Source organism: Millisia brevis NBRC 105863 (assembly GCF_001552615.1).
In the GTDB taxonomy this organism is placed as follows: domain Bacteria; phylum Actinomycetota; class Actinomycetes; order Mycobacteriales; family Mycobacteriaceae; genus Millisia; species Millisia brevis.
The window spans coordinates 54,084-68,841 of record NZ_BCRN01000007.1 but is presented as its reverse complement, the minus strand read 5'-3'; the positions used below and the strand labels follow the sequence as shown (position 1 = coordinate 68,841).

Sequence of the window (14,758 nt, the reverse complement as noted above, 5' to 3'; positions counted from 1 at the left end):
GCGATCAGCCGGCGACCAGGATCGTCACCGCCGTTCCGGGAGCCACCATCGTCCCGGCCGACGGCTCCGAACCGGTCACTCGGCCGGGTGTGACGTCGGCCGCCGGGACGATCCGTTCCCCGGCCGAGGTGAGCTGTTCGAGTTCGAGCGCGAAGCGCGCGTCGTCGGTGTTGAGGCCCCGCAGGCTCGGCACCGCCACCGCGATGGCGGCCGCCTCGACGGTCGGCTGCTGCCCCTGCGCCTGCGTCTCCACCGGTACCGGAGCCTCCGTTGTCACCGGCTCGGGCGCCGCATTCTGTGTGGCAGGTTCCTGCTGCGTGTTCGGCTCGGCCCGCGTGGCGGGCGCCGACGCCGACTGGGTCGTCTCCGGGGCGCCGCTGAGGACCAGTCGCACCTCGCTGCCGACGTCGACCGTCGTCCCCGGTGGGGGATCGAGGGCCACCACCACGCCGTCCGGCACGCCGGGGCTGACCCGTCGTTCACCGTCGACGGCGTTGAGCCCGCGCTCGGTCAGCAGATCGCGCACGGTGTCGGTGCTCGGGGTGCCCTGAATCTGCGGCACGGTCGGCCGCCCCTTCGACACCAGGATCTCGATCGTCGAGCGGGTGGTGCGGGTGCCCTCGCGCGGATCGGTGCCGATCACCCAGCCCGCGGGCACGGTGTTGTCGTACTGTTCGCGCTGCCGGCTGTCGTAGCCGGCCGACTGCAGCGTCGACGCGGCCGTTCCCGGGTCCATATTGCTCACCCGCGGCACCGCCTGGAAGGTGCCGACGCCGAGATACCAGCCGCCGACGGCGAGACCGGCGGCCAGCATGAACACCACCGCCAGCCAGATCGCGATCGCCTGTCGGCCGCGCCGTCGGTTCTCCAGGAAGTCGGGTTCGCGCGGCCGGGGGACCTTGCGGTTGTCGCCGCGCCGCAGCTGGGTCGAGCGCTGCTCCGACTGGCGGTCCTCCTCCGCCGGCGGTTCGGCGCCGGCGCGCGGGCGCACCCGATGGACCGGCGGGGGGATCGTGCCGTCGTCGAAGTCGGCGAATCGCTGGGCGATGCGCATCGGCGCCGGTACCCGATAGGTGGGCAGCTCGAGCTGCTGGGTGATCGAACCGAGCGCCGCGGACATCGCCCCGGCATCGGGGAAACGATCCTCCGGATTGGGGGCCGTCGCCTGCAGGACGAAGTCGTCGAACAACTCCGGCACATCCTGCTGCGCGGCACTGCTCGGCGGCGGCACCTCCCGGTCGATGCGGGCGAAGGCGATCGCCAACGACGAGTCGCCCTCGAACGGGGTCTCCCCGGTCAGCAGCTCGTAGGTCAGGATGCCGGCGGAGTAGACGTCGCTGCGGGCGTCGGCCCGACCGGACGACACCTGCTCCGGCGACAGATAGGCGGCGGTGCCGAGGATGACGCTGTTGGAGGTCACATTCGCCGCGGCCACCGCGCGCACCAGACCGAAGTCGGCGACCTTGACCGCGCCGTCGTAGGAGATCAGCACGTTCTCCGGCTTGATATCCCGGTGCACCAGACCCGCCCGGTGCGCCACCGCGAGGGCGTCGAGCACCGGCTGCATCACCGCGACCACCGCGTGCGGCGGCATCGGCCCGCGCTCACGCAGCAATTCGCGCAGCGTGCCGCCCTCGACCAGCTCCATCACTATGAACGCCAGGTCGTGATCGCGGCCGTGGTCGTAGACCGCCACCAGACCGGGATGGTGCAGCCGGGCCACCGCCAAGGCCTCGAACTCGAACCGGGCCAGGAACTGCGGGTCGGCGGCAAACGCCGGATCCATCACCTTGATCGCCACCGGCCGATTGAGCCGAACATCGAGCGCGCGAAAGACGGTGGACATGCCGCCGCGGGCGATCAGTTCGTCGATGCGATACCGACCATCCACCAGGGTGCCGACGAGTCCTCGGCTCGCTGTCATCGTCTGCGGAGCGCTCTCTGTTCGTTCGCCGAAGCTGTGGGTGTCCTGACGCATGGGGGCCCTAACGTTCGGTCGACGAGAGCGACCCCCTGGAACGATCGTAGCCGGCGGCACCGACCGCGGGCGCGGGGAACGAGCGGTACGGCCTGCGGGCGTGTCGCCCGGTCGCGGGCATCGGCGATTCCCGCGACGGCCGGCGGGACGCTAACGTGGCAGGTGTGAGTCCATTGCCGGTCTGTGAGGACGTGCTGTCCCCGGACGAGGAACTTGTTCCGTTGACCGATATCGCGGCCCGCATGGGACTGCCGGTCAGTCGGGTCCACCAGATGATTCGGGACGGCAAGGGGCTGGCGATTCGGCGCGACCGGATCGTCGGGGTGCCGCGCACCCTGCTCGACGACGACTACGAATTCATCAAGCATCTGTCCGGGGTGATCACCGTCCTGCGCGACGGTGGCTTCGAGGACAGCGAGATCCTCGCCTGGATCTACCGGCCCGACGACGTCCTCGGGGCGACCCCGGTCTCGGTCCTGCACAGCCAGCTCGCCCGCGACGTCATCCGACGCGCCCAGGTGATGGCGTTCTGACCGATCCGGTCGCGGTTTCTTTCGCGCCGGGTCGTCTATCCGCCGACGGGCGCCGAGCGGTCGGCGTCCGAGCGGTCCGGTTCCTGCGGGGCGGTTCCGAATAGGCGCCGCAACCGCAGCGGGTCGACGTGATGCAGCGAGCGCGCGGCGAGCACCGCGACAGCGGTCGCGACCAGCACATGCGGCAGCGAGTAGAGCCCGTGTGAACCGTCGGGGTTGAAGATCACCATCAGCCAGGTCGACAGGCCCACCAGGATCGTCAGCGTGCGCGGCGTCAGCGGCACACAGGCGGTCAGTGCCAGCGGCCAGGAGTAGTACCAGGGCAGGCTCGCCGGCGACAGGATCACCACGGCGACCAGGCAGACCAGGATGCCGCGGGTCGCGTCCAGGGGGGTGCCGCGGAAACGCCACCACGCCCACACCATCACCACCGGCAGGATCGCCCCGCAGATCAGCCGGGTGACGTCGAGGACCTGCTCGAGGTGCAGATCGGCGAACCACGACGTCCCGACGGTGACGATATGGGCCAGGATCGTCGGCAGCGACAGCCAGTTGATGATCTTCTGCGACCCCGACAGCGCCGTCAGCCAGCCGATACCGACGCCGGCGGCCAGCGAGACCGCGACGAAGACCACGCCGAAGAGGGCCAACGAGGAGCCGAGTGCGCGCAGGAAGAGCACCGGCGTCGCGGTGGTATTGCCCTTGCGTTCGCGCAGATGGGCGACCCAGATCCACACGACGAAGGGCAACGCCACGGCGGCGGTCGCCTTGACCGCGACGCCGAGGGTGATCGTCAGGACCGCGGCGCTGTGCTTGCCGTCGAGGGCCAGCGCGATGCCGGCGGTCATCAGGCCGACCATCAGCATCTCGTTGTGCACCCCGCCGACCAGGTGGATCAGCACCAGCGGGTTGAGCACCGCCAACCACACGACCGTCCTCGGATCGGTGCGGAAGTGTCGGCAGATCCGCACGATGCCCCAGACCGTCAGGATCGGGCCCGGCAGCATCAGGAAGCGCATCGCGATCGTGCCGGCGATCATGTTGTCGCCGAAGACGGTGGTGACGCCCTGCGCGAGCAGCAGGAACGCCGGGCCGTAGGGCGCGGTGGTCGCGATCCACACCGGGCTGACGTTGTCGAGCAGTAGGCCGGGGTTCGCGACCGGTCCGACCAGGTAGGGGTCGAATCCGTCGCGCAGCAGCGCGCCCTGCGCGAGATAGGAGTAGGCGTCCCGGCTGAACAGCGGCACCGCGACCATCAACGGCGCCATCCACGCCGCGCCGATCCGGCACAGCCGGCGCACCGGGTACCCGCCGTCCGGCAACGCCCGACCCAATCGCACCCAGGCGATCAGGTTGAGTCCGACACCGGTCCACAACAGGATGATCGCGATGATCAGGCCGTGGCCGAAGCGCAGCCAGGACAGGTTGGCCGCTTCGAGGACCGGGTCGGTGCGGGTGATCGCGCCGACACCGAGACCGCCGACCGCGACGAGGGTCGTGCCGATCGTTCCCAGGGGACCGGGGGCGCCGAGCCGCGTGCGCAGGCGTCGCCGGCCGGAGGGGATCTCGGAGGTCCGTACCTCGACCGCGTCGACGTGTGCGGTCGGGTCGGAGGAATCGGGATCGTGCGCCGGGGAGGAGCCGGGGCGGACCGGAACGTCGGACGCCATCGTCGCTCGCCCCCTCCTTCTCGCCCTCGGCCGCAGATCTGCCTGCCGCGAAAAGGCCCGGATGGACACGTCGTTCCGCGGCGACGGCCTCCGCCGCGTGAACAGTTTACTGCCTGGCGATACTGCGGCGGGAAGCGGCGCGACCCCGCCGCGATCGGGCGATCAGGCGATCAGACGTCGGGCGGCGAGCTTGCCCGAGATCAGGACCGGCGGGATCCCGACACCCGGCGTCGTCCCGCAGCCGGCCACCTCGACATTGTCGAAGGCGCGAGTGCCGCGGTGGACGCGCAGCGGACCGGTTTGATCGAGGCGGTGTGCCAGCGAGAACGGGGTACCGGCGGCCAGGCCGGCCGCCGCCCAGGTCGCCGGGGTGTCGACATGCTCGACGCGCATCGATTCGATGCCCTCGTAGCCGCGCCGCCGCAGGACCGTGCGCAGTTCGGCGAGGTAGGGCTCGGTCAGCAGTCGCCAATCCAGGGGGGCGACATCCAGATTGGGGCAGGGCGCCAGGACCGAGATCGGATCGTACGAGCGGCCGTCGATCGTGCGGCGCAGACCGGGATCGGTCAACGCCGGCGTGGTGATCAGCAGCGACGGATCGGTCATCGGCCGGGCACGCCCGCGGGATGCGACCAACTCGTCGAGGGTGGTCGTCCAGGCCGCGCCGAAGTCGATCGTGTGATGTCGGACATCCCAGCGCTCGACGACGTCGGTCGCCACCAGTCCGTGCATGACCACCGCCGACGGGGAGTAGTGCCGCCGCCGGCGGGGAGCCGGCACGCCGACGGTCCCGAGCAGTCGGTCGACGACCGGCAGATCCGGGGTCAGCACCGCGGCGGAGCATTCCAGTCGCTCCCCATCGGCGGTGTGCACCGCCACGATCGTGCGACCCGAAGCCTCGAGTCCCGTCACCGTCACCGACGTCCGGATCCGCCCGCCCGCGGCGACCAACGCCTCGGCCATCGCCCGCGGGACCCGCCGCATCCCACCGATGGGGAAGGACACCCCGCCTATCGTGTCCATATAGGGGATCGCGCCGTAGATCGCGCGCGCCCGGGTGGGGGAGACGCCCGCGTAGAGCGCCTGGAAGGTGAACAGCCGTTGCAGACGATCGTCGTGGACCAGCGAGCGGACCCGTCGACCCAGGCTTCCGGTGCCGCCGAGGCGCAGGATATCGGCGGCGGCTCGGCGTACCCGCGGGTCGCCGGCCGAGCGGGCCGTCAGGTCGCCGTCGATGAAACTGTCGTATTCCGCCTCGTAGATCTCGGTCAACCAGCGGCGCAGATCGAGATAACGTTGCGCCTCCTCCGGCCCGCAGACCCGGCGAACCTCGTCGACCATCGCGTCGGCGTCCGCGTACACGTCCAGGGTGCTGCCGTCCGCGTAGCGAGCGTGGTAGGCCGGTTCGATCGGGATCAGCCGCAGATCGACCCGGTCGCGGTCGGATCCAACCGCCGAGAGGGCCTCGTCGATCAGGCTGGGCATCGTCAACACGCTGGCGCCGACGTCGTAGGCGTAGCCCTCGGGCCCGGCCACCCCGACGCGGCCGCCGACCTCGTCGGCTCGTTCGAGGACCAGCACCTCGTGCCCGGCGCCGCGCAGCTGCAGGGCGGCCGACAGCCCGGACAGGCCGGCGCCGACCACCACGATCGGAGCCGCGCAGGCCCCGCCGATGCTCACAGTTCCCGCTTGGTGGCCGCCAGGGCGAGCGAGCGCAGCCGTTCGGCGGCCTCCGGCACGATGTCCAGGTCGTCGAGGGTTTTCAACGCCCGGCTGCGCAGTTCGTCGATCTGCCGTTCGACCGCCGCCACCGCGCCGAGCTCGACCAGCAGGGCGCGCGCCTCGGCCAGTTCCTCGTCGGACAGCGTCACCCCGATCAGCTCGCCGAGCCGGTCGGTCGACCCGTCCGCGCGGGCCGCCGCCGCGACGCGGGCCTCCGCGACCAGGACGGTGCGCTTGCCCTCGCGCAGGTCGTCGCCGGACGGCTTGCCGGTGACCGCCGGATCGCCGAAGACGCCCAGCAGGTCGTCCCGCAGCTGGAAGGCGACGCCGATGTCGATGCCGAAGGCCCGGTAGCCGTCGAGCACGGCGGGGTCGGCGCCCGCGAGCATGGCGCCGAATTCGAGGGGGCGGGCGACCGTATAGCCGGCGGTCTTGAAGCGATTGATCCGCAGGGCGGTGTCGACGGTGCCGTCGTCGGCCGCCTCCGCGGTGACGTCGAGGATCTGTCCGCCGAGGACCTCGGTGCGCATCGTCGACCAGGTCGGCGCGGCGCGATGCAGCTCCTCCGGGTCGAGTCCGGCGCCGACGAACATGTCATCGGCCCAGGCCAGGGCCAGATCGCCCAGCAGGATCGCCACCGATATCCCGTACTGGTCGGCGCTGCCGTCCCAGCCGTTCTGCGCATGTCGACGGGCCCGATCGACGTGAATCGTCGGGGCCCCGCGACGGGTGGACGACGAGTCGATGATGTCGTCGTGGATCAGTGCGCAGGCCTGGACGAATTCGAGCGCGGCGCATGCGGTCACCACCGCGTCGCCACGCTCGCTGCGACCGCCCGCGCCCAGCCACCCCAACCAGGCGAACGAGGGCCGAATGCGCTTGCCCCCGTTGAGGACAAAGCGTTCCAGACTGTCGGTGCCGTCACGGAAGACCGGCCCGACCGCGTCGACGAGGTCCCGTCGGCAATCGATGAAGTCGGCCAACGCGCGTTCGACCGCAGGAACGATTTCAACCGGCGGCGACGTCACCCGTCGAACTGTACCGGCAGGCCCGTCGAGGTCGCCCGATGGACATCGGCCGGTGGGATGTGAAGTGCCGGACTCTATCCTGGACGGGTGCCCGACCCCCATAACGCTCATCCGACCGCTCCGCGGCCGCGTCGACCCCTGTCGACCCCGCGTCCGGGCCGGTCGGTCTCGTCCGTACGTCGCGGGTCGGTCGTCGATGCTCTGCGCTCGGTCGACGGGCGGCCCCCGTTCTCGGTTGAGTTCCTGCCCCCACGCGACGCGGTGGCCGAGGAGCGGCTCTGGCGTGCCCTGCGCCAGTTCGAGCAGTTGCGGCCGGCCTTCGCGTCGGTCACCTACGGCGCAGGGGGCTCCACCAGCGATCGCACCGTCCGGGTCACCGGTCGGATCGCCGAGGAGACCACGCTGTTGCCGCTGGCGCATCTGACCGCGGTCGGGCATTCGGTGGCCGACCTGCGGGCGATGATCGGCGCCTACGCCGACCGCGGCATCACCAACATCCTCGCGCTGCGCGGCGACCCACCGGGCGACCCGCTCGGACCGTGGATTCCGCGCTCGGACGGCTTGACCTACGCCGAACAGCTGGTTCGCCTGGTCAAGGAGCTGGGCTCCTTCCACGTCGGCGTCGCCTGCGTCCCGCAGGGCCATCACCGCTCGCCGAACCTCGCCGACGACACCCGCCACCTGGCGGACAAGCTGCGCGCGGGCGCCGACTACTCGATCACGCAGGTCTTCTTCGATCCGGAGGACTACCTGCGCCTCCGCGACCGGTTGGCCGCGCACGATCCGGAACAGGGCGCCAAGCCGATCATCCCGGAGATCATGCCGATCACCTCGATGCGGACGGTCGCCAAGATGGCGGAATTGTCGGGCTCGCCGATGCCGACCCCGCTGGTCGAGCGGCTCGAGCGGGCCGCCGGCGACGATCCGGAGGCCAACCGTGCGGCGGTGCGCGCGGCCGGCATCGAGATCGCGACCGAACTGTGCGAGCGGTTGATCGCCGAGGGGGTGCCGGGGCTGCACTTCATCACGATGAACTTCGCCCGCGCGACCCGCGAGGTGTTGACCAATCTCGGCTATACCGTCGAGCTACCGGCCCAGCCGGCGGCCCTTCCACTCAACGTCGCCGAACCGGTGAGCGCGCGCTGAATCGGCCAGCAGGGCCAACTCGGCGATGACGGCGACCGGGTGGCCCAGTGCGGACAGCAGGTCGATCCGCCCGGGCCGCCGACCGCTTTCGGCCCGCCGCACCACCAGCCGACCGGCGACCGTGGCCGCGTAACCGATCGCACCGAACGTCCGCACTCGCGCGTCGCCGCCGACCAGCAGGGCGATCACCGGCAACAGGCCGGTCGTCGTCAGATGGGCCGCCGCGCCGAGCGCCCCGACCGCTCCACCGGTGGAGGGGGCCAACCACCGGCGGTGGCCGGTCCGGACATCGCCGGCGGATCGGTACATCGTGCAGCGGGCCAGAGCGGGGGAGTACCGCACGATCGTGCGGCCGCCCGATCGGCGGACCGCTCGGGCGATCGCGAGATCCTCGGCCACCTCGCCGACGACGCTGTCGTGTCCCCCGATCCGCCGATAGTGCGCGGCGTCGAAGACCAGGAACTGCCCGCACGCGACGGCCATCGACGGCAGTCCGAGCGCCTCGGACGGGCGTAGCGGCAGGGTGGTCGACCAGGACCAGGCGAGCAGCGGTTGCAGCAGGGCGCCGAGCGGGTCGTCGGCCGCCTGGGTGGGCCACGGACACAGCAACTCCGCGTCGGCACGCCGCAGTTCGGCGACGCCGGCCGCGATCGCCTCCGGGCCGAGCCGCACATCGGCGTCGACGAAGATCAGCACCGTCGGCGCATCCCCGGACACGTCGGCGGTATCGGCCGCACCCGCCCCGGCATCGGCTGCCGTTTCGAGCCTCGCGACCGCCCACCGACAGGCCGCGGTCTTGCCGATCACCTCGGCCGGTGCGGTCTCGACCCGGAAGCGATCATCGCCGGCCACCCGGGCGCGGGCGATGGCGGCGGTGCCGTCGGTCGACCCGTCGTCGACGACGATCACCCGCAGCCGGTGCGGGCCGGTCTGCGCGCGCAGATCGTCGAGCAGGTGCGGCAGGGTGTCGGCCTCGTCGCGGGCCGGGATGCAGATCGCGACCACCTCGGTCGTGGTGTCGGCGATCCCGAGGGCGCGGTCGAGCCGTGCGGTACGGGCGTTGAGCACCGCGGTCGCGGCGGCCGCCACCGACACCGTCGTGGCGATGAACGCCCACCGGCCACGCCCGCCGGTGCTATCCGGAGAAGGTTGCGTCGGCGGGGCTGTGCGTACCCGACCGTTTTTCGGGTGCGAAGACAATAGTCTCCTCGGCACCCCGAAAACCTGCGGGTTGTGCACAGCCCTCGTCCACCGCACTCGGAAAATGGCCTCGCCGGTCGGCTTCTACGATTGGTCGGTCGGCTTCGACCGTTGGACCGAGGGATTGCGGGCCAGGTAGGCCATGGCGCCGATGATCGCGGCGACACCGATCGTCACGCCGCCGACGATGCCGGCCCAGCCGACGAAGCTGCGGGTACCCGGATCGGGGTAGCGGACCTCGGCCCGCACCATCGTGCTCTCGCCCGCCGGCAGCTTCCAGGTGACCACATTGTCCTGGTCCCGGACGCCGTTGGTGGTCGCCACCCGGGCGGGGAAGGCGACGGTCAGCTGGACGTCGCTGCCCTGGGCGGGCAGCGAGCTGAGGTCGACCTGCCCGGAGAGGGTCACCACATCGCCCGACCGCTGGAATTCGAGCTGATAGGACCCGCCGGATTCGGGGGCCATCGCCTGCAACGACTGGACGTCACCGAAGGTCAGATCGGAGAAGAACGCCCGGGTGCCGACGTACCCGTCCTGGCGGTACTCCTCGACGCGCACGCGGTTGCCCAGCGAATCCGGCGGGGTCAGCTGCGGTCCGAGGTCGGTATCGGAGGTCTGCACGGTGGCCGCGACGATCTGGCCGGAGACCCGGTCGTCCTCGGATACGCCCATCGACACCTGCAACCGCAGGCAGCCGGTCAGCAGCGGCACGGCTACCGCCAACATGCCGACCAGCATCACCAGGCGCCGGATTCTTCCGGATCGGCGTGGGGAGGCGGGGGCATCGGCGCGGGAGGTGATCACGTCGGGCACCCGGTCATCCTGCCGGCTGGATCGTCGTCGCGGGAGGTCGGGCGCCCCGGGCGGTGGCCGCGCGGCCACAGTCGCAGCAGCGCGGGGGCGGCGACCGCCATGCCGACCAAGCCGTACGCCCAGGACCATCCCATCGCCGCGGTGTCCAGGAAGACCGCGTGCGCGAGGGCGGAACCGAGCCAGGTCCAGCAGAAGAGCACCACCGGGACGATGTCGTCCCGGCCGGGCGGCGTCCGGTCGGCGCCGTGGATCGACGGGATCGGCGCGCGATCGATCGCCACCGCGATCACCGTCGCGACGACCAACCAACCGAGGAAGTTGGTCACCGGGATATTCGGCAGACCCGGCAGGGTCGGCGCGGTCGAACACCAGATCCACATCCCGTCGGCGACCATTTGCGGATCGAGATACAGGTCCCAACCGACCATCGCCGCCGCGGCGACCGGGATGCGCAGCAGGCGTCGGCGGATCGTTCGGTGGGTGATCCAGGCGATCGGGTAGAAGCCGCTCCACCAGGCCGCCGCGACCACGAGCGGAACCCCGGCGACCGCCGGGCCCAGCCGCTCGGCGGCGTACGTATAGCAGCCGAACGGCAGACCGGTGGCCAGGCCGATCGCCTCGGAAATCCCGCCGATACCGGCGACGGCGATCAGCATCCCGAGTGCGGCGCGCGGTCCGAGGGTGGTCGCCGCGTGCACCAGGCAGGCCGTCGCCGAGGCCGCGACCACCAGAATCGTGACCACATCGCGGGTCGAACCGGAGGTCAGCGGGTACACGATCTGGATGCCGATCGCGGTCGCGGTGATCGCCACCGCGGCGGCCCAGCCGAACCGGCCCGCCCCGTATCGCCGTGCCGATCCACCCCGCAGCCTGGCGCCCGTCCGCCGGGCCGCGTCGATCATCGCAGCAGGCGCATGCGCCGTCGGCGGCCGTCGAGCAGGACCAGATGCGCCACCGTCCGGCCGGAGGCCCCATTCACCCCGCCGCCGGGATGGGTCGATGCGCCGGTCAGATAGAGGCCGGGGGTGCCCGGCACGCGGTAGCCGGACAGGTCGGCCGTCGGCCGCCACATCATCATCTGATCGAGGCTCATGTCGATGTGCATGACGTTGCCCGCCCGCAGGTCGAGCTCGGATTCGAGATCCTCCGGACTCTGGGTGTACCGGTGCTCGATCGTGTCGGCGAAGCCGGGCGCGTACCGGTCGAGCTCACCGACGATCCGGTCCGCCTCGAGTTCGGCCAGATCGCGGACCGCACCCCCGCGCCACCGCCGGCCGTCGGCGAGCCGATACGGATGCCACTGCGACCACAACGACAGCTGCTGTTTGCCGGGCGGGCTGATCGATGGATCGACAGCGCTGAAGCTCATCGCCAGGACGGCCGGTCTCGGCGGCAGTTGCCCCGCCGATGCGGCGCCGTGCGCCAGGTGCAACTGGGCGCGGTCGGTGACCAGCAGTTGCAGGCCGGTCGCGGTGACCGCCGGATCGTCGATACCCCGATAGCGCGGCAGTTCGCCGGCGCCGATCCGCACCACCATGCCGATGCCGTTGCCGACCCGGATCGCGTCGCGGCGGTCGGCGATCGTGTTCTCGTCGGCGCCGCCGGCGGCCAGCAGATCGAGGGTGGTCGAGATATGGCAGCCGGCGACCACCGTCGGAGCGGTGATCTCGACACCGTCGCCGGTCCGCACCACCAGTCCGTGGGAGACCCGGCGAATCTCGACGACGGGGGAGGAGGTGCGCACCTCGCCGCCGCGGTCGGTGATCAGTGCGGCCAGCGCCCGGGTGAGACTGCCGCTGCCACCGATCGCGCGGCCGGGCGGGATCAGATGCATCGCCGCGGCGAAGCCGACCATCGGTGCGGTCCCCGGCTCGGACATCGGCGGACCGGACTGGGCGGCGAACCAGGCGAGCGCGGCCTTGAGCCGCTCGTCCTCGAACCACCGGTCGAGCAGGAAGTCCCCGGTCATCAGGAATTCGCGGCCCAACGCCGACCCGCCGTCCGGGGTCGGCAACCCCCAGAACGACCGCAACAGCTCCGGGCCGCTCGGCGCGCGACCGAAGGCGGCGAGCACCCGCTCGGTGCGCGGCTGCCAGCAGGCGACGAAGCGGCGGTAGTTGTCGGCATCGCGCGGCCCGCAAGCCGCCTCGATCGACTCGCAGGTGTCGTCGAGGTTGTGTCGGAAGATCAGCGGGGGACGATCGTCGTCGGGCGCCGCGGGCGCGAACGCCCAGGGATCGCAGTCGACGTACTGCAGCCCGTGCGAGGCCAGGTCGAGATCCTCGAGGATGCCGGTATGGCGAATCATCAGATGCGCCGACGAGCCGCGGTCGATCGCGTATCCGGGGAACCGCTCGACGGTCGAGACCGCCCCGCCGATCACGCTGTCGCGTTCGAGCACCAGCACCCGCCGCCCGGCCTTGGCGAGGTAGGCCGCGCAGATCAGTGCGTTGTGGCCGGAACCGACCACGATGGTGTCGGTGTCATGGGAGGTCGGCATCTTCGGTTCGCTCAGTCGACCGGTCCGACGGCGGGCGGTTCGATCGGCAGCGGCCGGCCGAGGACGGCGAAGGGGCGGCGATCACCCGAGAAGGTGAACCGGCGCACGACGTCGTCGAAGCCGAGGCTGCGGTAGAGCCGCCAGGCCCGGTTGGCCTCCTCGGGTACCTCCGGCGTCGACAGCAGCACCCGCTGGGAGCCGACCCCCTCGAGCAGCCGCAGCAGCAGGGCGCGGCCGATTCCCGAACCCTGCTCGGTCGGGTCGACGTGCAGCTCGGTCAGCTCGAAGTAGTCGGCGAGCAGCTCGTCGATCCGCGCCGCTGGTACGCCGCCGCGGCGCATCCCGTCGCGGACCTGGCGGTACCACCACTGGTCGGACGAACCGGGATAGCCGTAGCTGACCGCGATCAGTCGGTCGTCCGGGTTGATCGCGGCGACCCCGCGCCAGCCCGGTCGCAGGGAGTGCTCGACCCACATCGGCGCGCGGTGCCGATCGGTGCCGTCGGGGTATCCCATCGCCCGGACGTAGACGCTCAGGGCCTGCGGGAGCCGCGCCCGCATCTCGTCCGGGCGCAACTCGACCACGCGTGCGGATCGGGCGTGGGCAGTTACGGCTCTCACCTCGTTCGAGAAACGTGTCGGTGGGTGACGGTAGCGTGACGCCCATCGAACTCGCGTTCGAAGAACGTGTTCGGCGGGCGGGTCGAGGGGATGCGATCCGCTCGCCGGACTACTCGAGAACGATAGTGCGCCCGCGTCGCGGTATCGACACCGCCGTCGGCGCGTCCGCAGTTACGAGGTCTCCAGGGAGGTAGAGCAGATGGCATCACCGACGATCGTTCCCACCGCGCGGTCGCGCGAGCTGCTGCGCCGCGCCGACGCATTGTTGATGGAGGCCGCGGTCACCTCGGCCCCGGACGAGCGGTTCCGGATCTCCTATCTCGCGGCCCTGCGCGGCGCCGGGGCGATCACCGCGGCGTTGGTCGGGGGACCGGGGCGCTCGCGCAACGCCTGGCAGCAGCTGCGGCGGGTCGGCCCGGAGTTCGCCGCCCGGGCGGACTACTTCGCCGGCCGATCCGACCTGCGGGCGGCGCTCGAGGCCGGCATCAGCCGCGAGGTCACCGAGGCGGCGGCCGACGAGTTCCTCGGTTGTGTCGGCGAGTTCCTCGATCAGGTCGAGCGAGCCTGCGCGACCAGCGGCGAGCCGGTATCCGGGCAGATGGGGCTGATCGCCTGATCGCCGCCCGATTCGCGTGCGGGTGATCGTTCGATAACACGGTTCCCGGGCACCCGACTTTTCCGGCGGAGCGGCCCCGCGGCCGGAACCGGAGGCGGAGCCGGCAGAATGAGTCAAGACTTGACACTCGGCTTACCGCCTGGATGTGGTCTACTTCGCCCACTGCTCGTATCATGGGAGCCGGGTGGTCAGTCGGAACGTGATCATCTGTCGCGCGCGCGGATGCGGGCGACCCACTACGGCGTGTGCCAGGGGAGGTACTGTGCCACTCTCCGAGCACGAGCAGCGCATGCTCGATCAGATTGAGAGAGATCTCTACGCTCAGGATCCCAAGTTCGCCTCTGCGGTACGCCGAGGCGGCGGAGGCGGGATTCGTTCGGCGCAGGGCCCTCGCAAGCTGCAGGCGATTGCCCTGTTCGTTGTTGGGCTTGTGTTGCTCGTCGCGGGTATACCGCTGTCGACGCAGAGTCAGCTATTCCTACTTGTCAGCCTATTGGGCTTCCTGCTGATGTTCGGTGCGGGAGTCCTGATCCTGCTGGGCGGTAAGGGCCGCTCCGCCGGGACGGCGGGCGAGGCGGGATCGACGGAGCGGGCTGCCGCTCCGAAGAAGCGTCCCTCCGGCAAGAGCTTCACCGCCCGGATGGAAGACCGCTTCCGGAAGCGCTTCGAATAAATCTCCCGGTCACCTCGGGCTCCCGAGGCGACAACAAAACGTGTGCATAGCGAAGGTCGGGCCGCTTCGAAGCGGCCCGACTTCTTCGTGTCCGGGATGCGCCCCGACCGGTACAGCCCCGCCGCCCCGGCGGGTACATCCCCGACCCGCCCGACCGGAACAGCCCGCGGTCCCCGACATGACCGCGGCCCCGGACCGGGGCGAGGTCGCCGCGGGCCGGGGCCGGGTGGGTTGTTCGGGGGAACGGTGGGGAGCGGGA

Annotated in this window: 13 protein-coding genes; 4 read left to right on the top strand and 9 right to left on the bottom strand. The window is 71.1% G+C overall.

Going from position 1 to position 14,758, the window contains the following annotated elements; translation table 11 throughout:
- Nucleotides 1-4 precede the first annotated feature (4 nt).
- Complete coding sequence (gene pknB / locus MB1_RS11770; protein WP_084351654.1) at nt 5-1,924, bottom strand: Stk1 family PASTA domain-containing Ser/Thr kinase; 1,920 nt, start codon at nt 1,922-1,924, stop codon at nt 5-7.
- Nucleotides 1,925-2,142: 218 nt separating this feature from the next.
- On the opposite strand from pknB, the gene MB1_RS11765 reads away from it, so the two are divergent.
- Nucleotides 2,143-2,511, top strand: a complete 369-nt coding sequence (locus tag MB1_RS11765) for an Rv2175c family DNA-binding protein (protein ID WP_066907429.1) — start codon at nt 2,143-2,145, stop codon at nt 2,509-2,511.
- A gap of 35 nt (nt 2,512-2,546) precedes the next feature.
- Here the strand turns inward: MB1_RS11765 and MB1_RS11760 are convergent, their stop codons facing one another.
- From MB1_RS11760 to MB1_RS11750, 3 genes are all read right to left on the bottom strand, one after another.
- Nucleotides 2,547-4,181: an alpha-(1->6)-mannopyranosyltransferase A gene (locus MB1_RS11760; RefSeq protein ID WP_169801644.1), complete on the bottom strand. Its 1,635-nt coding sequence runs from the start codon at nt 4,179-4,181 to the stop codon at nt 2,547-2,549.
- A gap of 162 nt (nt 4,182-4,343) precedes the next feature.
- Complete coding sequence (gene crtI, locus MB1_RS11755) at nt 4,344-5,861, bottom strand: phytoene desaturase family protein (RefSeq protein WP_066907028.1); 1,518 nt, start codon at nt 5,859-5,861, stop codon at nt 4,344-4,346.
- Nucleotides 5,858-6,931, bottom strand: a complete 1,074-nt coding sequence (locus MB1_RS11750) for a polyprenyl synthetase family protein (RefSeq protein ID WP_066907025.1) — start codon at nt 6,929-6,931, stop codon at nt 5,858-5,860. The genes crtI and MB1_RS11750 overlap by 4 nt, the downstream gene beginning before the upstream one ends.
- 201 nt (nt 6,932-7,132) lie before the next feature.
- Here MB1_RS11750 and MB1_RS11745 point away from each other — a divergent pair, with 201 nt between their 5' ends.
- A complete protein-coding gene (locus MB1_RS11745) occupies nt 7,133-8,077 on the top strand; it encodes a methylenetetrahydrofolate reductase (RefSeq protein ID WP_245650159.1) in 945 nt (314 codons plus the stop codon).
- On the opposite strand, the gene MB1_RS11740 is transcribed toward MB1_RS11745, so the two are convergent.
- The 5 genes from MB1_RS11740 to MB1_RS11720 form a co-directional block, all read right to left on the bottom strand.
- Nucleotides 8,018-9,172 (bottom strand): glycosyltransferase family 2 protein, encoded by a 1,155-nt coding sequence (locus MB1_RS11740; protein WP_245650147.1) that lies wholly within the window; start codon nt 9,170-9,172, stop codon nt 8,018-8,020. The genes MB1_RS11745 and MB1_RS11740 overlap by 60 nt on opposite strands.
- Before the next feature lie 189 nt (nt 9,173-9,361).
- Nucleotides 9,362-10,015 (bottom strand): LppM family (lipo)protein, encoded by a 654-nt coding sequence (locus MB1_RS11735; RefSeq protein ID WP_066907420.1) that lies wholly within the window; start codon nt 10,013-10,015, stop codon nt 9,362-9,364.
- Nucleotides 10,016-10,077: 62 nt separating this feature from the next.
- A complete protein-coding gene (locus tag MB1_RS11730) occupies nt 10,078-10,992 on the bottom strand; it encodes a carotenoid biosynthesis protein (protein ID WP_084351593.1) in 915 nt (304 codons plus the stop codon).
- Nucleotides 10,989-12,590, bottom strand: coding sequence for a phytoene desaturase family protein (locus MB1_RS11725; RefSeq protein WP_066907022.1), 1,602 nt, complete (start codon nt 12,588-12,590; stop codon nt 10,989-10,991). The genes MB1_RS11730 and MB1_RS11725 overlap by 4 nt, the downstream gene beginning before the upstream one ends.
- An 11-nt stretch (nt 12,591-12,601) precedes the next feature.
- Nucleotides 12,602-13,210, bottom strand: coding sequence for a GNAT family N-acetyltransferase (locus MB1_RS11720; RefSeq protein ID WP_066907020.1), 609 nt, complete (start codon nt 13,208-13,210; stop codon nt 12,602-12,604).
- Nucleotides 13,211-13,409: 199 nt separating this feature from the next.
- Here MB1_RS11720 and MB1_RS11715 point away from each other — a divergent pair, with 199 nt between their 5' ends.
- Nucleotides 13,410-13,826, top strand: a complete 417-nt coding sequence (locus tag MB1_RS11715) for an SAV_6107 family HEPN domain-containing protein (protein ID WP_066907018.1) — start codon at nt 13,410-13,412, stop codon at nt 13,824-13,826.
- A 262-nt stretch (nt 13,827-14,088) separates the two neighbouring features.
- On the top strand, nt 14,089-14,499 hold the full coding sequence (locus tag MB1_RS11710) for an SCO2097 family morphological protein (RefSeq protein ID WP_066907017.1): 411 nt from the start codon (nt 14,089-14,091) through the stop codon (nt 14,497-14,499).
- The last annotated feature ends 259 nt before the right edge of the window (nt 14,500-14,758 follow it).

Excerpts from the sequence above, each read along its gene's own strand:
- MB1_RS11760 (WP_169801644.1), bottom strand. The coding sequence starts at position 4,181 with ATGGCGTCCGACGTTCCGGTCCGCCCCGGCTCCTCCCCGGCGCACGAT.
- MB1_RS11735 (WP_066907420.1), bottom strand. The coding sequence starts at position 10,015 with ATGCTGGTCGGCATGTTGGCGGTAGCCGTGCCGCTGCTGACCGGCTGC.
- MB1_RS11725 (WP_066907022.1), bottom strand. The coding sequence starts at position 12,590 with ATGCCGACCTCCCATGACACCGACACCATCGTGGTCGGTTCCGGCCAC.
- MB1_RS11730 (WP_084351593.1), bottom strand. The coding sequence starts at position 10,992 with ATGATCGACGCGGCCCGGCGGACGGGCGCCAGGCTGCGGGGTGGATCG.
- MB1_RS11715 (WP_066907018.1), top strand. The coding sequence starts at position 13,410 with ATGGCATCACCGACGATCGTTCCCACCGCGCGGTCGCGCGAGCTGCTG.
- pknB (WP_084351654.1), bottom strand. The coding sequence starts at position 1,924 with ATGACAGCGAGCCGAGGACTCGTCGGCACCCTGGTGGATGGTCGGTAT.